This is a genomic window from Acidovorax sp., from assembly GCF_021287135.1.
Taxonomy (GTDB): domain Bacteria; phylum Pseudomonadota; class Gammaproteobacteria; order Burkholderiales; family Burkholderiaceae_C; genus Acidovorax.
Genome location: NZ_JAJTBB010000004.1, coordinates 1 through 22,429, shown reverse-complemented (window position 1 = coordinate 22,429; position 22,429 = coordinate 1). Strand labels below are relative to the sequence as shown.

Here is a 22,429-nt window from a genome sequence, read left to right as displayed (position 1 = left end):
ACGCCATGGGCATCCCTCTCATCGACCTTGCCGGGGCCCTGCACGCGGGCGCGCCGCGCACCCCGGCCGTGGCCGCGGTGGTCTCCCAGCTGCGGCAGGCCTGCACGGAGACCGGCTTCTTCTACGTGCTGAACCACGGTGTGCCGCAGGAGCTCATCGCGCGGCAATTCGCCCTGGCGCGGCAGTTCTTCGACCTTCCGCTGGCGGACAAGGAAGCCATCTCGCTGCACCACTCGCCATCGATGCGCGGGTATGAGCGCCTGGGCGGGCAGACGCTGGACGCCAACGCCCGCCCGGACCTCAAGGAGAGCTTCTACTGCGGGCTGGACTATGCGGCCGACCACCCGTATGTGCTGCGCGGCTACCAGTCCTACGGCAGCAACCAGTGGCCCGCGGGTTTGCCGGAACTGGCGGCGTACAGCCGCCTGTACATCGCCGCCCTGCAGCAGCTGGCCCTGCGGCTGATGCAACTGCTGGCGTTGTCGCTGCAGCTGCGCGAGGACTATTTCGACCCCATGCATGCCAACCCCATGCTCACCTTGCGGATGCTGCGCTACCCGCCCCATCCGGAGGGCGCCGACGCGTCAACCTTTGGCGCGGGCGAGCACACCGACTGGGGCGCCATCACCCTGCTGGCGCAGGACGGCCATGGCGGCCTGGAGGTGAAGCTGCCCGATGGCACCTGGGTGGATGCCACGCCCGTGCAAGGTGCGCTGGTCGTGAACCTGGGCGACATGGTGCCGCGCTGGACGAATGGCCTGTACCGCTCCAACCCCCACCGCGTGCGCAACGTGTACAGCGGCGGCGCACCGCGCTACTCGCTCCCGTTCTTCTACACGCCCGACTACGAGGCCCAGGTGGCCCCTGTGGCGACCTGCGTGCCCGCAGGGGAGCGCCCGCGCTTTGAGCCCTGCACCGTGGGCGAGCATTTGCAGGCCATGTACCGCAAGACCTATGGGCTGGGCCACCGCGCGGCCAGCTCCACAACGGCGGCGGTGATGGCATGAGGCTCTGGTTCAACCTGCTGTGCCAGGACATCGACGCCCAACTGCAGTTCTACCAGGCCCTGCTGCGGCTGCCCGAGGCGCGCGGCACGCGCTCGCCCCTGTACCGCGCGGTGGAGACGGAGCACTTTCAGCTCGGCTTCAATGCGCCTGGCGCGTACGCCCTGCTGGGCCTGGCCGACCGGCAGCCCGCTTCAGCCCGGCCCGGGCCGCGTGAGGTGACGGGCTACGCCACCTTCATGCTGGACACGCCCGCCGCCGTGGAAGCGGCCAGCCTGCAAGCGCCCCAGTTGGGCGGCCAGGTCCTCAAGCCGCCCTACGCCACCTACTACGGCCAATGGCAAGCCGTGCTGGCCGACCCGGAAGACAACGTGTTCCGGGTCAGCGCCCTGGGGCTGCCGGACCCGGCCTGACGGGCTCCTCGCCACATTCAGCGCGCGCCCGGCGGGCGTTCGGCAAGCCGCCGGGCGGACCGGGCGCTTCCCGGCCCGCGCACCGGGAAGCGTCAATACGCCTTGAAGTTGGCCGCCACCCGCTGGTTCAGGTAGTCGCCCGCGGCAATCGCCGGGTACTTCTTGCCAGGCCCCTCGATGAGGGCGTCGCGGTTGGCCTGCGCGAAAAAGGCGATGCTGTAGCGCGGCCCCATGTACTCGCCCGGCGCGGGGTTCTTCACACGGTGGAAATTGCTGGGCAGCTGGTCGTCGCTCCAGCGCATCAGCATGTCGCCGATGTTGCACGTGATGGCCTGCTCATCCGGCTCCACGGGCGTCCACGCCTGGCTGTCCATCTCCTTGCCGGGGCACACCTGCAGGCCGCCCTGGCCGGGCCGCTGAAAGAGGAGCGTGAGGCAGTCGAAGTCGGTATGGGCGCCGGCCCGCCACAGGCCCAGACCGGCCTGCTGCTCGGGCGGGATGGCGAAGTAGTGCAGCAGGCGCAGGGTGCTCTGGTAGCTGGCCTGTGCCGGATCGTGCGCGCGGGCGAAGAAGCCGTCGTCAAAGCCCAGCTTCCAGGCAAAGCATGAAAGCACCTGCATCGCCACCTGCCAGCACTGCCGTTCAAAGGCCAGCAGGGTGGACTGAAAGCCCGCCAGCTCGGCCTCGGAGGGCCACAGCCCCTGCATGTGGGGGCGGGTGATCTGGTAGGACTCTTTCTGGTCGGGCGTGCCGGTGGAGGGGCGCACCTGGGCACGGCTTTCCCACCCCACGTTAAGCGCCTTCTTCAGCGGGTACTGGGCCTTCACCGCGTCCGGCAGCGCAAAGAAGCGCTCGGTCATGGCAAACGCGTGGCGTACCTCCGCCAGGTCGATGCCGTGGTTCACCAGCTGGAAGAAGCCCACGTCCACGGCGGCATCCCACAGCTGCTGGGCAATCTCAGGCTTGCGCTGGTCGAAGTGGGAAAGGTCGATCCGGCGGATTTCGCGGGTACCGGTTTCTGAGCCCAGGGCGCCCATGCGGGTCTCCTTTTGCAGCTCGGCAAGGTCGTATTGGGGTGCGGTGGCAGCGGTCATGGTGTGCTCCGGAACAAGGGACAACAAAGAACTGAGGAACAACCTCTTCGTCCCACCCAGGAGCTTCCGGCGTGCGCCGGTCCACAGAGCGGCGCGGTCCTGAAGCCCACGCGTGCCATGGGTGGCACGCGTGTGGGAGGAAGAGGGCTTCAAGAGCAATTTCCGGCCGGTGCGTCGGAAGGCGGGCGCCGCTGGCGGAGCCGTTCCGAGGCAGCGCAGTGAACGCTTCTACTCTTGCCCGCATCTTTGCAAGAACGGTGCCTGCCACGGCCTGCCGCAGCCGGGGGAATGTCACCGATTGTTCTTGGCATGCCAAATGCAACACGTGCCCCAACGCCTCAAACAACCCCTGGAGACACCCCATGCATGCCCTGTTGCCCACACGCCTTGCCCACGGCCCCGCCCTGCTGGACGAGCCCACGCCCCTGAACGAAACCGACGGCATGTACCTGCGCCAGGCGATCGCCTGGTCCTGCACGGCGCGGGCGCGCGGCAACCGGCCGTTTGGTGCTGTGGTCATCAGCGCCGAAGGCCAGGTGCTGGCCGAGGCTTATTGCAATACGACCGAGACCGGCGACTGCACCGGCCATGCGGAAACCAACGCCGTGCGCCAGCTGAGCCCCCGCGTGGGCCGCGACGCGCTGGCCAAGGCCACGCTCTATTCCTCGGCCGAGCCCTGCGTGATGTGCGCTGGCGCCATCTTCTGGTCGGGCATCGGCCGCGTGGTGTTCGGCATCGACGCGGTGCGGCTGCGCGAGTTTCGCGGGGGCCGGGCCGAGCAGCGCGACGCCGAGCTGTCCTGCCGCGACGTGTTCGACGCCTCGCCCCACGCCATTGAATGCATCGGCCCCGCACTGATTGACGAAGCCAGCGAACCGCATGTGGGCTTCTGGCGGTCGTGACGCATGTGCGGCGCCCTCAGCCGCATGCGCGGGGCGCAGGCACAATCGGGCGCATCCACCCAGGATCCTCTGCACCCCTTGCCATGACTGAACCTGATGCCGAGGCCGCCTCCGGCGCCCTGCTGAACCGTACCAAGCAGGGGCGCGAGCGCATCCTGTGCGCCATCCGCGAAGCCGCCATTGCGGAGTTCAGCCGCCACGGGTTCAAGGGTGCCTCCACCAAGGCCATTGCCGAGCGCGCGGGGCTGACCAAGCCCCAGCTGCACTACTACATCAGCAGCAAGGAAGAGCTGTACGAAGAGCTGCTCTACTCGGTCCTCAACGGCTGGTCGGACGCCTTCACTTTCGATGCCGACAGCGACGACCCCAAGACCGTGCTGTCCAACTACGTGCGCAAGAAGCTCGACTACGCGCTGGACAACCCCGGCTTGTCGCGCATCTTCACCACCGAGGTGCTGGGCGGCGGGCGCAGCCTGGGCAAATACTGGCCCGTGGCCGTGAAATCCACGCAGCAGAAGGTGGACCTCATCAACCGGTGGATCGCCGAAGGGCGTATGCGCCAGGTCGACGCCAAGCTGCTGCTCATGCAGATCTGGGGCATGACGCAGCACTACGCGGACTACGGCGTGCAGGTGCATGTCATGCTCGGCCTGGCGCCCGACGAACCCATCGACCGCGCGCCCATCGTGCGCGAGCTCACCAGCTTTGTGCTGCTGGGCTGCGGCCTCGCACCAGACTAGGGAGGCTCTGCCCGAATCGGGCGGAAAGTGTGCGCTGCGGACCGGGAGGGACCGCACGGCGCAAAGCGCAGCAATCGCCCCAGCAATAGCCGCAGGTATTGCGAGGCTTTGCTTGCGCAGCACTCTGTCCGCGGCCGCAGCCGCACACGGCGCAGAGGGCCGTGCGCCACCCCTATCTCCCATTGATCCACCACAAAGACAACTGGCAGGACTTGTGGCTGGCACAGCCTTTGCAAGAGTTTGACCAATCGATCAAATCATCTGGTCAAACATGCAAACACTCCCCACGACAGCGCAGGCCGCCCCGGCAGGGCACGGTTTCGACCTGATCCTGGAACGCAGCCACTTGCGCCTGCCGGTGGCGCCCTGCGAGAGCATCGCCGACGTGCTGCTGCTGGCCGGCGTGGCCGTGGAGACGCTGTGCGAACAAGGCGTGTGCGGCACCTGCGTGACGCGGTGGACCGCCGGCGAGCCCGACCACCGCGACAGCTGCCTGAGCCCCGAAGAACAGCGCACCCATGTCGCCGTGTGCTGCGCCCGCTGCCACAGCCCCACGCTCACGCTGGATCTCTGATTCCCTGGAAGGACACCCCATGCGCATCCTCGTCATCTATTGCCACCCCGTGGAAACCAGCTACAACGCGGCGCTGCATGCGGAGGTCGTGCAGCAGCTGCGCGGCGCCGGCCATGAGGTCGACGACTGCGACCTGTACGCCGAGGGCTTCAACCCCGTGATGACGCGGGACGAGCGGCTGGGCTACCACGAAGTGCCCAGCAACCGGCTGCCCGTGCAGGGCTACGTGGACCGGCTGCTCTGGGCCGAAGCCGTGGTGTTCTGCTTCCCCACCTGGTGCTTCGGCATGCCGGCCATGCTCAAGGGCTTCTTCGACCGCGTGCTCATGCCCGGCGTGGCGTTCGACCTCAGCGACCCGCACAACGTCAAACCCTCGCTCACGCACATCAAGCGCATTGCCGCCGTGGTGACCTACGGCCGCCCGCGCTGGACGGCGATGTTCATGGGCGACCCGCCGCGCAAGTCCATCACGCGCTACCTGCGCCTGCTCACCGGCGGCAAGGCGCGCGTGGACTACCACGCCTACTACCACATGAATGTGGCCACGCCCCCGCGTCTGGCGGCCTTCAAGGCCCGCGTGGGCCAGGCCATGGCGCGCTTTGCGTAACGGGGCACGGCATGCACGCATCCAACACGCCCGACCACCTCCTGCGCGCCCGCCTGCCGCGCTGGCTGCTGCCCGCACAGTGGCCGCAGCAGGGTCACCAGCCGGCGCTGGCGGACCTGCACCTGGCCCAGGGCCGCGTGGTGCAGGTGCGGCCCCACGGCACGCAGCCCCATCCGCCAGGCGCGGTGTGGGACGTGGCCGGCGCCCTGGTGCTGCCCGGCCTGGTGGATGCGCACACGCACCTGGACAAGGCCTTCACCCTGCCGCGCATGGGCGTGGTGCAACCCGGCCTGCTGGGCGCCATCGACGCGATGATGGCGGACCGCCAAGGCTGGACCGAGGCCGACATCCACGCCCGCGCCAGCCGCGCCCTGCAATGGGCGTGCGACGCGGGCACCGTGCACCTGCGCACCCACTGCGACTGGTGGGAGCCCGACGCCCAGCCGCTGGCCTGGAACGTGTTGCGCGACCTGGCGCATGACTGGGCCGACCGCATCACGCTGGAACGCGTGAGCCTGATCCCCTTGCATCTGTATGCGGATCGCAGCACGGCCCTGCGGCTGGCCGCCACCGTGGCTGCGAGCGGCCCCGGCGCCCTGCTGGGTGGCTTTGTGCATTCCACCAACTGGGACCCCCAGGCCCTGCGCCACCTGCTCGAAGCCGCGCAGCACCACGGGCTGAATGTGGACCTGCATGTGGATGAAGAACTGCACCCCGGCGCGCAAGGCCTGGCGACCACGGCTGCGCTGCTCCAGGAATTGCGCTTTGAAGGCCACGTGGTCTGCGGCCACACCTGCGCGCTGGCGGCGCAGGGCGAAGCCACGGCCCTCGCCACGCTGGACGCGGTGGCGCAGAGCCCCATCACCCTGGTGACGCTGCCCATCACCAACCTGCTGCTGCAGGACGCCACCACCGGCCGCACACCCCGCCAGCGGGGCCTCACGCTGGTGAAGGAAGCCCGCGCCCGCGCCATTCCGGTGCTGGTGGCCAGCGACAACGTGCAAGATCCGTTCTGCCCGGTGGGCAGCTTCGACCCGCTGGAAGCGCTGGCCACCGGCGTGCTGGCCGCGCAGCTGGAGGCCCCCTTCGACCGCTGGAGCGACTCGCTGTGCCGCGCCGACTGGCTGCGCACCGGCCCCGCCGCCCTGCCCCTGCAGCCCGGCAGTTCCGCCGACCTGCTGGTCTTCACCCAGGCCGACCACTGGGGCTTTCCGTCCCGCGCGCAAGGCCGCGTGGTGCTGCGCCAAGGCCGCGTGGCCAGCGGCCATGCACCGGCCGCGTGGCACGTTCCTGCGACCGCATCCCACACCGCAAGGAGTCCGGCATGAACCCCACCGCTGCCGCCCCCGGCATCGCCCAACCGTTGGCCCGCTACGCCGCCTGGCGCCGCGCTGGCGACTTCATCTACCTGAGCGGCATCATCGCCGTGGACCCTGCGGCCAGCCGCATCGTGCGCGGCTACGACGACATCCCCCCTGAGGCCGCCGCGCTGATCGGGCGCACCGGCGAGTTCAGCAGCGACATCAAGGAAGGCCCGATCCTCGCGCAGAGCTGGTACGTGCTCGACCGCATCCGCCAGACCGTCGAGGCCGCGGGCGGCCAGATGTCCGACGTGTTCAAGCTGGTGCAGTACTTCAAGCACCTGGACCACTTTCCGCAGTACAGCCGCGTGCGCCGGCTGTTCTTTCCAGGCGAACCGCCAGCCTCCACCGTGGTGGAAGTGAGCGGCATGCTGCCCACCCCGGACATCCTCATCGAGGTGGAGGCCACGGCCTACCTGCCAGTGAGAGGAAGTCCCCCCTGAGTCGCTTCGCGCCTTCCCCCCAAAGGGGGACTCCGCCCGTGCGGCGGGGCGGCCCTTGCACGGCGGCCCTGACCACCACGACATCGCCCATAGCAAAGACCTGCTGACTGCCCATACCTCCAACCGGCAAGCTCCGTCCGCGCCCACCAAGAAAGAACCACCCATGCTGCACGGCTACACCCCGCCCCACCGCTACCTGCCCTACCTGAGCTGGACAGAGATTGCCGACCTGCCGGACAAGGCCAACACCGTCATCGTGCTGCCCACCGGCGCCACCGAGCAGCACGGCCCGCACTTGCCCTGCGCGGTGGACACCGTGATCAGCGCCGGCGTGGTGGGCCACGCGCTGGCCCGCCTGCCGGCCGACGTGCCCGCGTTTGCCATGGCGCCCATCACCTACGGCAAGTCCGAGGAGCACCTGCACTTTCCGGGCACCGTCACGCTCAGTGGCGAGACCCTGCTGGCCACCATGAACGAGGTGGGCGAGTCGGTCTACCGCGCGGGCTTTCGCAAGCTGCTGTTCGTCAACGGCCACGGCGGCCAGCCGCAGGTGATGGAGATGTGCGCCCGCGAGCTGCGCCTGCGCCATGGCGACTTCATCGTGGTGCCCAGCTTCACCTGGCGCGTGCCGCATGTGGCGGGCAAATACCTGTCCGACACCGAAAAGAAGCTGGCCATGCATGCCGGCCATGCCGAGACCGCGCTGATGCTGGCGCTGGCCCCCGACACCGTGCACATGGAGCGTGCGGTGGTCAACTACCCGCCCGTTTTTGAATCGCCCCTGCTCTCGCCCGACGGCCGCCCCGCCTGCGCCTGGAGTGCCCGGGACTTCGGCCCCAGCGGAATCATCGGCGACCCCTTGCCCGCCACCGCCGAGCAGGGCTACGCCATCCTGGATTCGCTGGCCGTGAGCTGGGCCGCCGCCATCACCGAGCTGCACCGCCTGCAGTGGGCCCCGCGCGCCGAGCCCACCTGGGGCCGCGCCCAGCACACCGGCCATGTGGAGCGCTCCAGCGCACTGGCCTGAAACCTGCGAACGCGCAGCCGCATTCCCCTTGTCCCGTCCCGTCGTTTTCCTCTACCACCTCACGGAGCCTGCCATGACCCCGAAAACCGCCTCCCGTCTTGTCAAAACTGGTGCCGCCGCACTGCTCGCCCTTGGTGCTGTCGGCACCACGCAGGCGCAGGAAAAGTTCACCTACATGACCAACTGGTATGCCCAGGCCGAGCACGGCGGCTTCTACCAGGCGGTGGCCACAGGCTTGTACAAGAAGCACGGGCTGGACGTGACCATCAAGATGGGCGGCCCGCAGGTCAACATCGTGCAGATGATGGCGGCCGGCCAGGCCGAATGCGTGATGGGCTCCAGCGACCTGCAGATGATCCAGATGCGCGAGGGCGGCGTGCCCGTGGTCAACGTGGCCGCCGTGTTCCAGAAAGACCCGCAGGTGCTGATCGCCCACGAGGACGTGACGCGCTTCGAGGAGCTCAAGGGCAAGACGATCCTGATCGCCTCGTCCGCGCAGCGCGGCTACTGGCCGTGGCTGAAGGCCAAGTACGGCTTCACCGACGCGCAGACGCGGCCCTACACCTTCAACATCCAGCCTTTCGTGGCGGACAAGAATTCCGCCCAGCAGGGCTACCTCACCTCCGAGCCGTTTGCCATTGCCAAGGCGGGGGTGAAGGCCAACACCCTCATGTTCAGCGACCATGGCTACCCCGCCTACGCCACCACCATCTCCTGCATGGACAAGACGGTGAAGGAGCGCAGCGCTGCCGTGGCCGCGTTCGTGAAGGCCTCGATGGAAGGCTGGAAGAGCTATCTGGCCGACCCCGCCCCCGCCAATGCCCTCATCAAGAAGGACAACCCCAACATGACCGACGAGCAACTCGCCTACAGCGTGGCCAAGCTCAAGGAGATGGGCATGGCCACCGGCGGTGACGCAGCCACCCTGGGCATCGGCATCATCACCGACGCCCGCGCCAAGGCCAGCTACGACTTCCTGGCCAGCGCCAAGCTGATCGATCCGGCCAAGGTGAAGCTGGCAGAGACCTACACCACCGCTTTCGTGAAGGACCTCAAGGTTCTTCCCTGATGCGATTCACGGGCTTCCCTCCACCTCCAACCGTTCACGCTGAGCCTGTCGAAGCGCCGCGCAAGGCGCAGGCAGGCCCGGCCCGAACGGTGGGTGAGGTGAAACCCGGTGGATCACCCGCGCTCCCGCTGCCACCCCAGCCCTGACACAGCCGCCGCCCCCGCGGCCGCATCCATCGAAAGGCGACCATGACCTCCTCTCCCGATTCCCCGCCACTGGCGCACGCCGGCGCAAAGGCCTTTACCACGCCCGCCGTGGAGGTGCTGTCGGCGGAAAAGACCTACCCCAATGGCACCCAGGCCCTGCTGCCGGTGGACCTGACCATCGAGGAAGGCGAGTTCGTCACGCTGCTGGGCCCGTCGGGCTGCGGCAAGAGCACGCTGCTGAAGATGGTGGCGGGGCTGCTGGAACCCACGGATGGCCGCCTGCACCTGTGGCGCAAGCCCGTGGCGCAGCTGGACGAAAGTGGCAAGAAGATGGCGTTTGTCTTCCAGTCGCCCACGCTCATGCCCTGGGCCAGCGTGCAGACCAATGTGCGGCTGCCGCTGGATCTGGCGGGTGTGCCCCGCCAGGAGGCCGATGCCCGCGTGACCGAGGCATTGGCACTGGTGGGCTTGGCGAAATTCGCCAACGCCCTGCCGCGCGCACTGTCGGGCGGCATGCAGATGCGCGTGTCGATTGCGCGCGGCCTGGTCACCCAGCCCGACCTGCTGCTGATGGACGAGCCGTTTGGCGCGCTGGATGAAATCACGCGCCACAAGCTCGACGCCGACCTGCTCGATCTATGGCGCAAGAAAAAGCTCACCGTGATCTTTGTGACCCATTCGATCCACGAGGCGGTGTTCCTCTCCAGCCGCGTGGTCATGATGGCGGCACGCCCCGGCCGCGTGGTCGAGGAGTTCCGCATCGACGCCCCCTACCCCCGCACGGCCGACTTCATGGTGTCGTCCGAATTCAGCCGCTACGCCAAGCTGCTGCAGGACAGCCTGCTGCGCGCCAGCGTGGACACCGAGGAGGCCGTGGCATGAGCACCCCGTTTCCCTCCGCGCCCATGGCGCCCCCCGCAGCCCCGGCCCGCACAGCGCCGGTGCCGTCGGCCACCGTCAGGCCCGCCGCCAAGGCCGCGCCGAAGCGCCCGCCCTTGCTGGCCCGGCCCCACGTGCAGCGGGTGGTGTACCCCGTGCTCGTGGGCCTGGTGCTGTTGGCCCTGTGGCAAGGCCTGGTCACGGCGATGGAGCTGCCGCCCTACCTGGTGCCCTCGCCCCTGCTGATGGTGAAGACGCTGTTCACCGACTGGGCCGCGCTGGGCGGATCGCTGTGGGTCACCGTCAAGATCACGGTACTGGCCTTTGCGGCAGCCACGGTGGCGGGGGTGCTGATCTCGTTCCTATTCGTGCAGAGCAAGCGCATCGAGACCGCACTCTTCCCCTACGCGGTGCTGCTGCAGGTCACCCCCATCGTGGCCGTGGCGCCGCTCATCATCATCTGGGTGAAGGACCCGACGGCCTCCATGGTGATCTGCGCCGCGCTGGTGGCGCTGTTCCCCATCATCAGCAACACCACGCTGGGCCTGCGCAGCGTGGAGCCTGATCTGCAAAGCTACTTCCGGCTCAACCGGGCCACGCGGCTGCAGACCCTGGTGCGCCTGCGCATCCCCAGCGCGCTGCCCTACTTCTTTGGCGGCCTGCGCATCTCCAGCGGCCTGGCGCTCATCGGCGCGGTGGTGGCGGAGTTCGTGGCGGGCACGGGCGGCCAGGGGGCCGGGCTGGCCTACCAGATCCTGCAGGCGGGCTTTCAGCTCAACATCCCGCGCATGTTCGCCGCGCTGCTGCTGATCTCGCTCACGGGCGTCGCGCTCTTCGTGCTGATGGCGTGGCTCACACGCCTGGCGCTGGGCGGCTGGCACGCCTCCGAGAACTCGCAGGACTGAGCCCACCACGCCCCGCACCCCACCGCGCGCGGCCCTCGGTTGGCGCGGTGCAGGACCCCTTTTTGCCCAACGGCCTTCATCAGCCCCCAGGAGATACCCACATGACCACCGCGACCACCGCCCAGCAACTGCCCGACCTGCTGCCCGACCTCGACTGGATTGCCGACCCGCTGCGCGTGGGCCGCCTCTCGCAAGACTTTGCCTGGTTCAGCCCCGTGCTCAAGCGCGAACTGGCCGGCAAGCGCGGCGACCTTGCCGTGCGGCCGCGCACGGAAGACGAAATCCGCCAAGTGGTGGCCGCGTGCGCCACGGCGGGCATCCCGCTCACCGTGCGCGGCAGCGGCACCGGCAACTATGGCCAGAGCACGCCGCTGCAGGGCGGCGTGATCCTGGACCTGTCGGGCTACAACGCGTTCGGCTGGGTACGGGGCGGCGTGGGCCGCGCGCAGGCCGGCATCCGGCTCGCAGACTTCGACACCCAGGCGCGCCTCCACGGCCAGGAGTTGCGCTGGCTGCCCAGCACCTACCGCAGCGCCACGCTGGGGGGGCTGTTTGGCGGCGGCTTTGGCGGTGCAGGGTCCATCAACCACGGCCCGCTGGCTGCGCCCGGCAACGTGCTGGCCGTGCGCGCGATGACCGTGGAACCCGAGCCGCAAGTCATCGAACTGCGCGGCCCCGAGGCCATGCAGTTGCACCACACCTACGGCACCAACGGCATCGTGCTGGAGCTGGAAGTGGCGCTGACGCCCGCGGTGGCCTGGACCGAGTGCATCGCCACCTTCGCGCAGTTTGACGCCGCGCTGGAATTTGCCGACCGCTTCGGCAGTGCGCCCGGGCTGGAGAAAAAAGAGGTGTGCTTTCTGGCAGCGCCCATCCCGCAGTACTTCACCAGCCTGGCCGAGCACCTGCCCGCCAACCAGCACGCGGTGCTGATGCTGGTGGCCCCGCACTCCGAGGCCGGCCTGCGCGACATGGTGGCGCAGCATGGCGGCCAGGTCACCTACCGCAAGACCGCCGAGGAAGTGGCCAGCAGCCACAAGACGCTGCTGGAGTACACCTGGAACCACACCACCCTGCACGCCCTGAAGGTGGACAAGAACCTCACCTACATCCAGAGCGGCTTCAACCCCCAGCACCGCCTGAAGCAGGTGCGCGCGCTGGAGGCGGCCCTCAAGGGCGAGGTGATGATGCACCTGGAGTTCCTGCGCACCAAGGAAGGCGCCTTCAACTGCAGCGGGCTGCAGATCATCCGCTACACCACCGAGGAGCGCCTGAACCAGATCATGCAGATCTACCGCGACCACGGCGTGCAGATCAACAACCCGCACGTCTACATCGTGGAAGACGGCAAGCAAAACCACCTGGACCCGGCCGTGGTGGGCATGAAACGCCGCTTCGACCCGCAAGGCCTGCTCAACCCCGGCAAGCTGCGCAGCTGGTATGCGGCCGAGCCCCAGGCTGCAGCCCCTGCCCCTGCGCTCCAGACCGCCTGACGCATTACAGCGACATCTCCACGCGCCCCCGGTATCTCTCCCTCTCCCCTCGCGGGAGAGGGCCGGGGAGAGGGGGCAGCGGCCCCACGCAGCGCCCCCCTCTCCCCCCGCCCTCTCCCACAAGGGGAGAGGGAGCTGCAAACCGATCCCGCCTAGCGCAAACGTCTGGTCAAAAACACCCCTTGCGCCCACCCACAGGGCATAATCAGCTACTCATTTAATAGCACCACGCCCGCCCATGCCTTGGCACGCCCGCCTACAGCTCGACTACACGGCAGACACCCGCCACGCCCGCACGGTGGCCCGCTACGAGCACAACGGCCCGCTGCGCATCCTGCAAAGCCTGTACCCCGAGGGCGACGCGATCTGCCACAACGTGCTGGTGCACCCGCCCGGCGGCCTGGTGGGCGGCGACACGCTGGACATCACCGCCACCGTCGGCCCTGGCGCCCACGGCCTGGTCACCACCCCCGGCGCCACGCGCTTTTACCGATCCACCGGCCCGCTGGCACTGCAGCGCAGCCACCTCACCCTGGCCGAAGGCGCACGCCTGGAATGGCTGCCGCTGGAAGCCCTGTGCTACAGCGCCTGCCACGCCGAAAACCACCTCACGCTGAACCTCGCCCCTGGCGCCGAATGCATGGCCTGGGACGTGACCGCCCTGGGCCTGCCGCACGCGGGCCAGCCGTTTGAGCAAGGCCGCTTCACCCAGCACCTGGAAGTGCCCGGCCTGTGGCTGGAGCGCGGCGTGATCGACGCCGCCGATGACCGGCTGATGAGCAGCCCCTTGGGTTTGGCGGGCCACCGCTGCATGGCCAGCATGTTCTTTGCCGCAGGCACCCCGCTGGACCGCACGCGCCGCGACGCGGCCTTGGACGCCGCGCGTGCGGTGATGGACCAACACCCGCAGGTCCAAGCCACCGCAGGCGCTACCAGCCCCAACGACCGCATGGTGGTGGTGCGCGTGCTGGCGCCCCAGGTGGAGCCGGCGATGAAACTGCTCAAGGCTGTGCGGGTGGCGTGGCGGGAAGTGTTGTGGGGGTTGAAGGGGGAGGCGCCGAGGATTTGGGCGATGTAAGGTGGCGGACTGTGCGATGGCAGGTCACATTTTTGGGCTATTAATTGCCTCGAAAAATACGCGACCATTTTTCTCACCGAGGCGCTGAAAGCCGCATTTCTCTGCAACCCTTATAGACCCGATGTTTTGGCTTCTAGCAGATGCTTTCAGCTTAGAGATACCTTTTGCGAAAGCATCTTCGACCAATAAGGCAACGGCCATCGTGCCAATGCCCTTGCCCCAAAAATTTTTACGAAAGAACCACCCACAGTCAGCGCTATCACCGCTGAGCAAAGTGAACCCCACGCTCCCGGCCACGATGGAGTCCACTTCGACAGCGTAAAAGAAGCGGCGTCTGATTGGCATAAGTTGCTGCTCCAGCGCGTCCAAGAAAGCAGCCTCCGCTTGCTCGCGCGTTCGTGGCAGCCAATCCATGAACTGACCTACGTCTTGATCTTGCTGCAACGAACAAAACGCCTCCTGATCGCCTGGCAAGAATTCTCGGAGCAGCACAGGGGTAGGGCACATGGGTTCGCCGCACAACCAATCAACAATCGTGAGAACTTAAGGACCGCGCTGGGCCGTCAAGGAGCGGCGGCCAAGCCCTAACCCTCATTCAGAATTGGTCGAGTGTAGACCCCAAGCGGCAGGATGTTCGAGTGTCAAGCCGTTGCTGTTGCCGGTATCTTCAACAGTCCATCCGCCTTGAACATGGCGCGAATCCCCCTTACCGCCTGCCGAATCCGCGCCTCGTTCTCGATCAGCGCAAAGCGCACGTACTCGTCCCCCTGGTCGCCAAAGCCGATGCCCGGCGACACGCACACCTTGGCCTTGTCCAGCAGCTGCCGCGCAAACTCCAGCGAGCCCAGCGCGCGGTACGGTTCAGGAATGCGCGCCCAGATGTACATGCTGGCCTTGGGGCAGTCCACGGCCCAGCCGGCTTCGGTGAGGCCCTTGTAGAGCACGTCGCGGCGGCGCTGGTACTGGGCGGCGATGTCTTTCACGCACTGCTGGTCGCCCTCCAGCGCGGCGATGGCGGCCACCTGCAGGGGCGTGAAGGTGCCGTAGTCGTGGTAGCTCTTGATGCGCGCCAGCGCCGCCACCAGGTCGGCATTGCCCACCATGAAGCCCACGCGCCAGCCTGCCATGTTGTAGCTTTTGCTGAGGGTGAAGAACTCCACCGCCACGTCCTTGGCGCCGGGCACTTCCATGATGCTGGGGGCGCGGTAGCCGTCGTACACGATGTCGGCGTAGGCCAGGTCGTGCACCACCAGAATGTCGTGCTTCTTGGCCAGGGCGATCACGCGCTCGAAGAAGCCCAGGTCCACGCACTGCGCCGTGGGGTTGCTGGGGAAGCCGAAGATCATCATCTTGGGCTTGGGGTAGCTGCCGCGGATGGCTTTTTCCAGCTCGGCAAAGAAGTCCACGTCGGGCGCCACGGGCACGCTGCGGATGTCGGCGCCCGCGATCACGGCGCCGTAGATGTGAATGGGGTAGCTCGGGTCGGGCACCAGCACGGTGTCGCCCCGGTCCAGCGTGGCCAGCATGAGGTGGGCCAGGCCCTCCTTGGAGCCGATGGTGACGATGGCCTCGGTGTCGGGGTTGATGTCCACCGCATAGCGGTTTTTGTACCAATGGCTGATGGCGCGGCGCAGGCGCGGGATGCCTTTGCTGGCGCTGTAGCCGTGGGTGTCGGGCCGCTGGGCCACTTCGGTGAGCTTGGCGACGATGTGCGGCGGCGTGGCCCCGTCGGGGTTGCCCATGCTCATGTCGATGATGTCTTCGCCGCGGCGGCGGGCGGCGAGCTTGAGCTCGGCCGTGATGTTGAAGACGTAGGGGGGGAGGCGGTCAATGCGCGCAAAACGGCGCTTGCCCTGCGATGCTGCAGACATGCGGTGTGACTTTCACGTAAGCGCCCGGAACCGTCCGAGCGACGTGGCCGGCAGAAAGGCCGGCCCGCAGGCAATGTAACGCACAACGCTGCGCGCATGCCACCCGCGATGGGTGCGGGTGTCGCGAAGCTGCGACGTTGCAGCTACGCGGGGCGGCTGCTACGCCGTGGCCGCCGTGCGGGCGGCCGTCGCCCTTTCGCTGCCCAGCGACCACGCAAAGATCGCCACGCCGCCCAGGCCCAGGACCACGCCCACCCAGCCGGTGGAGGTCCAGCCCCATCCTGCCGCGATGCCCACACCGCCCAGCCAGGCGCCCAGCGCGTTGGCGGCATTGAAGGCCGAGTGGTTGAGCGCGGCGGCCAGCGTTTGCGCGTCGCCCGCCACGTCCATCAGGCGGATCTGCAGTGCGGGGCCGATGGCCACCAAGGTGCCCAGGAAGAACGTGGCCAACGCCGCGCTGGCAGGGTGGTGCGCGGCGGGCACAAACAGCGCCAGCACCAGAATGGACCACACCAGCACCTTGCCCACCGCGGGCATGAGCGCCTTGTCCGCCATGCGCGAGCCCACCAGGTTGCCCGCCACCATGCCCAGGCCAAACAGCGACAGCACGAACGGCATGAGCGCGGGGGGCATGCCGGCCACTTCCAGCAACGTCGGCTTGATGTAGCTGAACACGGCAAACATGCCGCCAAAGCCGATGGCGCCAATGCCCAGGGTGAACCACACCTGCTTGCGCGCCAGCGCGCCCAGCTCGCGCAGCGGGCTTGCACCGTGCGGCGCGGGCATGTCGGGCACCCACAGCCGCACCATGGCGACCGCGGCCACCGCGATCAGCCCCACAAACACAAAGGCCGCACGCCAGCCAAAAGCCTCGCCCAGCGCGGCGGCAATGGGCACGCCCACCAGCGTGGCGCTGGTCAGCCCCAGCATGACCCACCCCACCGCCCGCGCACGCCGCCCCGGCGGCGCCAGGGCCGCCGCCACCAGCGCGGCCACGCCAAAGTAGGTGCCGTGCGGCAGGCCCGTGAACAAGCGCAGCGCGCTGAGCGACGCGTACCCGGGCGCCAGCGCCGACGCAAAGTTGCCCAGCGCGTACACCGCCATCAGGGCCATCAGCAGCGCGCGCCGCCCCCAGTGCGCGCAGAGCACGGCCAGCACCGGCGCGCCCACCACCACGCCCAGGGCATAGGCGCTGATGACGTGGCCGGCCTGCGGAATGCTCACCCCGATGTCGCGCGCCACCTCGGGCAGCAGGCCCATGATGACGAATTCGCCCGTGCCGATGGAAAACCCGCCCACGCCCAGGGCCAGGACCGCGCGCACCAGGGTGCGGTCGTCGGCGGGTGTGGGGGCGGTGGGCAGGGACGGGACAGGCGCAGTCATGGCATCAGCGAAGTGGGGCCGCCCCACCGTCCGGCACATGCCCTCCGGCCCGCCAGCAGCGTGGGCGGCGGGGGAGGAAAGGACGGGGGAGTCGAAGCAAAAAGAAACGCGGTTACAGGGGTAAACCCTGTTTTGGTAACCATACCACGCACCCTGCGGCCTTGCTGGCACGGGGGTATCGCCGGCCCGGCCGCGCTGCTAAGCTGCCCGGTCTCCCGACAACCCCACCGCAGGATCCCATGCATCCCACACCAGGCACCGACGACGCCCCCACCGTGCAGGTGCTGGCCTTCGACATCTTCGGCACCGTGGTGGACTGGCACGGCAGCATCGTGCGCGAAATGCGGGCGCTGTACCCCGCGGTGGACGGCGACGCGTTCGCCCTGGCCTGGCGCGCGGGCTACCAGCCCGCCATGGCCCGGGTGATGCAGGGCGGCCAGCCCTGGACGCTGATCGACGACCTGCACCGCGCCATCCTGGACGAGATCCTGCCGCAGTTCGGGCTGGCGCACCTTAGCGAAGCCGAGCGCGCGCACCTCAACCGCGTGTGGCACCGCCTGGACGCCTGGCCCGACAGCGTGCAGGGGCTGACGCGGCTGAAAAAGCGCTACCTCATCACCAGCCTGTCGAACGGCAACATCGGCCTGCTCACCCACATGGCCAAGCGCGCTGGCCTGCCCTGGGATTGCGTGCTGAGCGCCGAGGTGTTCAAGGCCTACAAGCCCAGCGCGGAGGTGTACCTGGGCGCGGCGCGCATCTTCAACCTGGCGCCGGCCCAGGTGATGCTGGCGGCCGCCCACCACGACGACCTGGCTGGCGCCCGCGCCTGCGGCCTGCGCACGGCCTATGTGGAACGGCCGCACGAGTTTGGCGCGGCGCGGCCCAAGGACGTTTCCCCCCAGCCCGGCAACGACCTGCACGCGCGGGACCTGAACCACCTGGCCGACCTGCTGGGCTGTTGAGGGCGGTGGGGCCAGCGCTCCAGCGCGGGCGCTGGGGGTTTTGGTATTTTTGGCCTCCAGGGCGCTTGAACAAAGCGCGAGCAGCTATTCATTCAATAGCAAACTTCACCCGCCGTCCGCCATCCCCACAGGCTGGCGCAGCACGCACGTGAATTCGCCGCTGGCTGCGTCGTAGTCCCAGCGCGCTGCGGTGCGCGCCTGCCCGCCGGGTGCGGCGCCCGTGGCCTCCACGCTCAGCACCACCAGGCTGTTGGGCGCGCCGTGCCGCAGCCGGTGCGAGACCGCCGTGCCCGCGCTGCTGGCCCACAGGCCGCCGCCCGCTGGCAGCAGCGCCGGGTGGTGGGCGTGGCCCGACAGCAGCATCTGCGCACCGGCGGTGCGCCAGCGTTGCACGGCCTCGTCGGCGCGGTGCGGGCGGTGGGCGCGGTCGAGCGCGTCGCGGGCCACCAGCGGGTGGTGGCTGGCAACGATGCGCCACGCGTCCGGCGGCGCACGCGCCAGCAGCCGGGCCACATGCTCGATCTGGGCGGACGACAGGCTGCCCCGCTCGTGCCGCCATGCGCGGGTGGTGTTGACGCCGACCACGTAGAACGCGCCCATGTGCCGCACGGGCTCCTGGTCCAGGCCGAACTGATCGGCGAAGCGCTCGTAGGCGCGGCCCCACCGCATCCACCAGGCGAACAGCGGCAGGTCGTGGTTGCCCGCCAGCACCAGCGTGGAGCGCGCGTGCAGCCCCTGCACAAAGCGCGCGGCCTGCTCGAACTGCGGGGCCGTGGCGCGCTGCGTGAGGTCGCCGGACACCACGGCCATGGCCACCCCCAGGCGCTGGGCCAGGCGCTGCGCTGCGGCGCAAACCGCGGGGTCATGGGCACCAAAGTGCAGGTCCGACAAGTGCATCAGAACGGTCATAGTAGTGCCAGGAACCCGCCGCTCACGCGGGCAGCAACCCGCCGCCGCCTGCCGGTGAGGGAGCGATCGGCGCCGGTATCAGGGGCGCTGGCGGCGCCTCAGCCGCCTCAGCCGCAGCAGGCCCCGTGCGGGGCGGTGCGTCGCGCAGCGGCGCGCCCGGCGCTACCAGCCACAGGGGCCGCTCGGCCAGGCGGAAATGCAGGGGCGGCGCCATCCATTCGCGCTCCCCGTCGAACGCCACCTTCACGCGCGGAGGGCGCCAGCTGGCGGGCTCCACGGTGAGTTCCGAGCACGCCATGCTGATCACCGCGCTGTCCTTGTCCAGCTGGCCCGTCGCAGCGTTCCACACGGTGCGCGCCACGGCCCAGCGGCCCTGGGGCTGCAGCATGACCACCGCCAGCCGGTTCCCGCGGGCCACCTGGTGCGCCTGCGGCAGGCCGATGCGGTCCAGCTGCAAGGGGTTGTTGCCCACGAACAGGGTGGTGACGCGGTGCTCCTCCTGGCGCACCTGGGCGTCCTCGTGGGTTTTCATGACCACGCGCCAGCGGCGCCCCCAGGCCGGCCGGAACATGCTCCACACGGCCGCCGCCACGGCCACCAGGCGCGACCGGCCAAAGCGCCGGGAGGCCCGCTCGCGCTCGGCCAGCAGCTTGGGGTACAGGCCCACGCTGGCGTTGACGATGAACAGGCGCCGGTTCACGTACCCGACCTGAACAGGATGCATGTCGCCCGCCTCCAGGGCACGCATCAGGTCGTGCACGGCAGCCTCGGCGTCCAGCGCCAGGCCCTGCTCGCGGGCAAAGTAGTTGAAGGTGCCCATGGGCACCACGCCCATGGGCAGCCCGGCGGCCAGCACGGCCGCGGCCACGGCGTTGATGGTGCCGTCACCGCCCGCGGCCACCACCAGCCCGCCGTCCAGGCGGGCGGCGGCGGCGGCATCGTGCGCCAGCTGCACGATGCCGGAGCGCTCGCGCGGCACATGCCAGACCACGTCGCGCGGGTGCAGCGCCAGCACGCCCTCCAGCTTGGCGCGCAGCAGATCCAGGTCCGCGCCGGGCCGCAGCGGTATCACCAAGTGGAGAGGACCGCGGGGAAACGCGGGGGCGGCGGGCTCGGAAACGATCATTGCAGGGAGGGGGGAGAAAGCCAGCGGGCGCAGTGGGGGCACGGAAAGAGGCCAAGGAGAAGCGGGGAAGCCGCGCCACCCGCCCATGGTGCAATCGCCGGCGGCCGGGCGCAGCCGGTGCCCATGCCTTGGCCCTGTCAGCGGGCGCCGACAGCGGCGCGCACGGCCACGCCGTCCGCGGGCGGTTTTGGCCCCTGCCGGCCCGCGCCTTTGGTGCGCAACGGCGCGGAACTCCGGTACAAACGCATGCCGGCTCGCCGGTTCACCGGCCGGGGCCTTCACCGGCCCGCCCCTGAAACCCTGCGCAAGGAAACACTGAAGCGAATGACCGAGATCGATGCACACACCCTGGGCACCCTGCTGGCAAGCCACCCTCTGGGGTGGTGGCTGGCGGGCGTGGCCGCCGGCGCGCTGGTGGGCTGCGCCGGCCTGGCGGCCTTGCGCGCCCTGCGGCGCGCCAGCCCGCCCCTGCGCCGCTTCGTGCCCGTGCAGGCGCGCTGGACCCTGCTGGCCGCCATGGGCACCGCGGCCTTCGTGCTGGTGCTGGCCGGCGCTGCGATGGCCGAGCTGGCCGAAAGCGGGCGCGACGGAGGCGCCTGGGGCGTGCTGGACGATGCCCTGGCCGGCGGCCTGCGCAGCCAGGCGGACACGGCCGTGCTGCGCTGGTTTGCCGCGCTCACGCACCTGGGGGATTCCTGGGCGCTGACGGGGCTGACCGGGGTGGTGGCGGTGGCGCTGTGGTCCGCCCGCCACCGGCTGCTGGCCACCGCCTGGCTCTTCGCCATGGCCGGCAACGGGGCGCTGACCAAGGTGCTCAAGAACGTGTTCGAGCGCGTGCGGCCCGAGCACGACCACGGCATCGCCCAGGCCAGCGGCTACAGCTTTCCCAGCGGCCACAGCAGTGCCTCGCTGGTGGCCTATGCCCTGCTGGCCTACCTGGCCACGCGCCTGCTGCCGCGCGCCTGGCACCTGCCGGCCGCCCTGGCCGCGGGCGCGTTAGTCTTCACCACCGGCTGGAGCCGCGTGGTGCTGCACGTGCACTACGCCAGCGACGTGCTGGCCGGCTGGCTGCTGGGCGGTACGTGGATGGTGTGCACGGTGCTGATTCTGGAGAGCGTGTCGCGCTGGCACCGCCAACGCCTAGGGATGCTCTGCACGAATCGAGCGGCAAGTGGGCACTGCGGATCGGGAGGGGCTGCAAGGCGCAAAACGCAGCAATAGCCGCAGCTATTGCGAGGATTTGCAACGCCGCAGACTGCCCGAGGCCGCAGATGCACACGGCGCGATGATTCGTGCAGAGATCCCTAGCGGCGACCGAGCCGGTGTGAAGACGTTGAGGGCCAGGGCGAGACTGGGACGGTTCTTAAATCGCTACCAAATTGCGGATGCCCTTGGCCTCCATCTCGCTGCCCGGCCCGCGGGCGATGACCTCGCCGCGCTCCATGACGAGGTATTCGTCGGCCAGCTCCTGCGCAAAGTCGTAGTACTGCTCGCACAGCAGGATGGCCACCTTCTCACCATTCAGGCCCTGGTCGGCCAGCATGCGGATGACGCGGCCGATGTCCTTGATGATGCTGGGCTGGATGCCTTCGGTGGGCTCGTCCAGGATCAGTAGGCGCGGCCCCGGCGCGAGGGCCCGCGCAATCGCCAGCTGCTGCTGCTGCCCGCCCGACAGGTCTCCGCCGCGGCGCCTGAGCATTTGCTTGAGCACCGGGAACAGCTCGTACAGGTGCGGCGGCACGGGGGTGGAGGCACTGCGGTAGGCCAGGCCCATGCGCAGGTTTTCTTCCACCGTAAGGCGGCCAAAGATCTCGCGGCCCTGGGGCACAAAGCCCATGCCGGCGCGGGCGCGGTCATACGGCGCGGCCTTGTCCATGGGCTGGCCGTCGAAGGTGATGGAGCCGCTCTTGATGGGCACCAGGCCCATCAGGCTCTTGAGCAGCGTGGTCTTGCCCACGCCGTTGCGGCCCAGCAGCACGGTGACCTTGCCGGGTTCGGCGGTGAGGCTCACGTCGCGCAGGATGTGGGAGCCGCCGTAGTACTGGTTGATGTTTTGGACGGTGAGCATTTTTTAAACGTTTTTGGCCTCTGGCGCTTGACTAGCAAGCGCGGGAAGCTATGAATTTGATAGTTTTTTTCAGGACTCCCAACGCGACGCGCTGCCGGGTTGAGGTTGCCGAAGCCTCGGTGCTTTCTCCCACCCGTTCGGGCTGAGCCTGTCGAAGCCGGGGCATGAACGCTCGCTCGCCCATCTGCGCAGCATGCTTTCGCCGAGGGCGGGAGCCGGGATGTCGCCCCGGCGGGCGAGTCCCTTTCTTTCGCGTCGCCGAAAGAAAGGAACCAAAGGTCGCGAAGCGGGACTCCACTCACTTCGCGCAGCGAAGTTATGTGGAGGCCAAAGGGCGACCCTACAGGCTGCGTCCCTCCGCTCTGCTGCGGGCAA

The 22,429-nt window shown here is 68.9% G+C and carries 23 protein-coding genes; 16 read left to right on the top strand and 7 right to left on the bottom strand.

Features of this window, described 5'->3' with window-relative positions:
- Positions 1–5 precede the first annotated feature (5 nt).
- Positions 6–1,007 (top strand): 2-oxoglutarate and iron-dependent oxygenase domain-containing protein, encoded by a 1,002-nt coding sequence (locus tag LWW96_RS00945; RefSeq protein WP_291483790.1) that lies wholly within the window; start codon positions 6–8, stop codon positions 1,005–1,007.
- A complete protein-coding gene (locus LWW96_RS00940) occupies positions 1,004–1,417 on the top strand; it encodes a VOC family protein (protein WP_291483789.1) in 414 nt (137 codons plus the stop codon). The genes LWW96_RS00945 and LWW96_RS00940 overlap by 4 nt, the downstream gene beginning before the upstream one ends.
- Before the next feature lie 92 nt (positions 1,418–1,509).
- Here LWW96_RS00940 and LWW96_RS00935 read toward each other — a convergent pair whose 3' ends face one another.
- Positions 1,510–2,511, bottom strand: a complete 1,002-nt coding sequence (locus tag LWW96_RS00935) for a 2-oxoglutarate and iron-dependent oxygenase domain-containing protein (protein WP_291483788.1) — start codon at positions 2,509–2,511, stop codon at positions 1,510–1,512.
- Positions 2,512–2,873: 362 nt separating this feature from the next.
- On the opposite strand from LWW96_RS00935, the gene LWW96_RS00930 reads away from it, so the two are divergent.
- From LWW96_RS00930 to LWW96_RS00875, 12 genes are all read left to right on the top strand, one after another.
- Positions 2,874–3,413, top strand: coding sequence for a nucleoside deaminase (locus tag LWW96_RS00930; RefSeq protein WP_291483787.1), 540 nt, complete (start codon positions 2,874–2,876; stop codon positions 3,411–3,413).
- A gap of 83 nt (positions 3,414–3,496) precedes the next feature.
- Positions 3,497–4,153, top strand: a complete 657-nt coding sequence (locus LWW96_RS00925) for a TetR/AcrR family transcriptional regulator (RefSeq protein ID WP_291483786.1) — start codon at positions 3,497–3,499, stop codon at positions 4,151–4,153.
- A 271-nt stretch (positions 4,154–4,424) separates the two neighbouring features.
- Positions 4,425–4,727 carry a 2Fe-2S iron-sulfur cluster binding domain-containing protein gene (locus LWW96_RS00920; RefSeq protein ID WP_291483785.1) on the top strand — a complete coding sequence of 101 codons (303 nt, stop codon included), beginning with the start codon at positions 4,425–4,427 and terminating at the stop codon, positions 4,725–4,727.
- Between the two features lie 19 nt (positions 4,728–4,746).
- Positions 4,747–5,334: an NAD(P)H-dependent oxidoreductase gene (locus LWW96_RS00915; RefSeq protein ID WP_291483784.1), complete on the top strand. Its 588-nt coding sequence runs from the start codon at positions 4,747–4,749 to the stop codon at positions 5,332–5,334.
- Between the two features lie 11 nt (positions 5,335–5,345).
- Positions 5,346–6,662: an amidohydrolase family protein gene (locus tag LWW96_RS00910; protein WP_291483783.1), complete on the top strand. Its 1,317-nt coding sequence runs from the start codon at positions 5,346–5,348 to the stop codon at positions 6,660–6,662.
- On the top strand, positions 6,659–7,138 hold the full coding sequence (locus LWW96_RS00905; protein ID WP_291483782.1) for a RidA family protein: 480 nt from the start codon (positions 6,659–6,661) through the stop codon (positions 7,136–7,138). The genes LWW96_RS00910 and LWW96_RS00905 overlap by 4 nt, the downstream gene beginning before the upstream one ends.
- A 163-nt stretch (positions 7,139–7,301) precedes the next feature.
- Positions 7,302–8,165, top strand: coding sequence for a creatininase family protein (locus LWW96_RS00900; protein WP_291483781.1), 864 nt, complete (start codon positions 7,302–7,304; stop codon positions 8,163–8,165).
- Between the two features lie 73 nt (positions 8,166–8,238).
- On the top strand, positions 8,239–9,234 hold the full coding sequence (locus LWW96_RS00895) for an ABC transporter substrate-binding protein (protein ID WP_291483780.1): 996 nt from the start codon (positions 8,239–8,241) through the stop codon (positions 9,232–9,234).
- 188 nt (positions 9,235–9,422) lie between these two features.
- A complete protein-coding gene (locus LWW96_RS00890; protein ID WP_291483779.1) occupies positions 9,423–10,262 on the top strand; it encodes an ABC transporter ATP-binding protein in 840 nt (279 codons plus the stop codon).
- A complete protein-coding gene (locus tag LWW96_RS00885) occupies positions 10,259–11,164 on the top strand; it encodes an ABC transporter permease (RefSeq protein ID WP_291483778.1) in 906 nt (301 codons plus the stop codon). Before LWW96_RS00890 ends, LWW96_RS00885 begins: the two co-directional genes overlap by 4 nt.
- Before the next feature lie 101 nt (positions 11,165–11,265).
- Positions 11,266–12,657 (top strand): FAD-binding oxidoreductase, encoded by a 1,392-nt coding sequence (locus LWW96_RS00880; protein ID WP_291483777.1) that lies wholly within the window; start codon positions 11,266–11,268, stop codon positions 12,655–12,657.
- A gap of 238 nt (positions 12,658–12,895) precedes the next feature.
- Positions 12,896–13,735 (top strand): urease accessory protein UreD, encoded by an 840-nt coding sequence (locus tag LWW96_RS00875; protein ID WP_291483776.1) that lies wholly within the window; start codon positions 12,896–12,898, stop codon positions 13,733–13,735.
- 24 nt (positions 13,736–13,759) lie between these two features.
- Here LWW96_RS00875 and LWW96_RS00870 read toward each other — a convergent pair whose 3' ends face one another.
- The 3 genes from LWW96_RS00870 to LWW96_RS00860 all read right to left on the bottom strand — a co-directional run bounded on the left by LWW96_RS00870 (position 13,760) and on the right by LWW96_RS00860 (position 16,989).
- The gene (locus tag LWW96_RS00870; RefSeq protein ID WP_291483774.1) at positions 13,760–14,227 is read right to left on the bottom strand and encodes a GNAT family N-acetyltransferase; all 468 of its coding nucleotides are present in this window, start codon (positions 14,225–14,227) and stop codon (positions 13,760–13,762) included.
- Between the two features lie 149 nt (positions 14,228–14,376).
- Positions 14,377–15,606 carry an alanine transaminase gene (gene alaC, locus LWW96_RS00865; RefSeq protein ID WP_291483772.1) on the bottom strand — a complete coding sequence of 410 codons (1,230 nt, stop codon included), beginning with the start codon at positions 15,604–15,606 and terminating at the stop codon, positions 14,377–14,379.
- Positions 15,607–15,765: 159 nt separating this feature from the next.
- On the bottom strand, positions 15,766–16,989 hold the full coding sequence (locus LWW96_RS00860) for an MFS transporter (RefSeq protein ID WP_291483770.1): 1,224 nt from the start codon (positions 16,987–16,989) through the stop codon (positions 15,766–15,768).
- A gap of 239 nt (positions 16,990–17,228) precedes the next feature.
- Between LWW96_RS00860 and LWW96_RS00855 the strand changes: the two genes are divergently transcribed.
- Positions 17,229–17,951: a haloacid dehalogenase type II gene (locus LWW96_RS00855; protein WP_291483768.1), complete on the top strand. Its 723-nt coding sequence runs from the start codon at positions 17,229–17,231 to the stop codon at positions 17,949–17,951.
- 105 nt (positions 17,952–18,056) lie between these two features.
- On the opposite strand, the gene LWW96_RS00850 is transcribed toward LWW96_RS00855, so the two are convergent.
- A complete protein-coding gene (locus tag LWW96_RS00850; protein ID WP_291483766.1) occupies positions 18,057–18,848 on the bottom strand; it encodes a metallophosphoesterase in 792 nt (263 codons plus the stop codon).
- 34 nt (positions 18,849–18,882) lie between these two features.
- Positions 18,883–19,986 (bottom strand): diacylglycerol kinase family protein, encoded by a 1,104-nt coding sequence (locus LWW96_RS00845; RefSeq protein WP_291483764.1) that lies wholly within the window; start codon positions 19,984–19,986, stop codon positions 18,883–18,885.
- A gap of 324 nt (positions 19,987–20,310) precedes the next feature.
- On the opposite strand from LWW96_RS00845, the gene LWW96_RS00840 reads away from it, so the two are divergent.
- Entirely contained in the window at positions 20,311–21,207 is an 897-nt protein-coding gene (locus tag LWW96_RS00840; RefSeq protein ID WP_291483762.1) for a phosphatase PAP2 family protein, read from the top strand.
- Positions 21,208–21,349: 142 nt separating this feature from the next.
- Here the strand turns inward: LWW96_RS00840 and urtE are convergent, their stop codons facing one another.
- Positions 21,350–22,054 carry an urea ABC transporter ATP-binding subunit UrtE gene (gene urtE, locus LWW96_RS00835; RefSeq protein WP_291483760.1) on the bottom strand — a complete coding sequence of 235 codons (705 nt, stop codon included), beginning with the start codon at positions 22,052–22,054 and terminating at the stop codon, positions 21,350–21,352.
- Between the last annotated feature and the right edge of the window lie 375 nt (positions 22,055–22,429).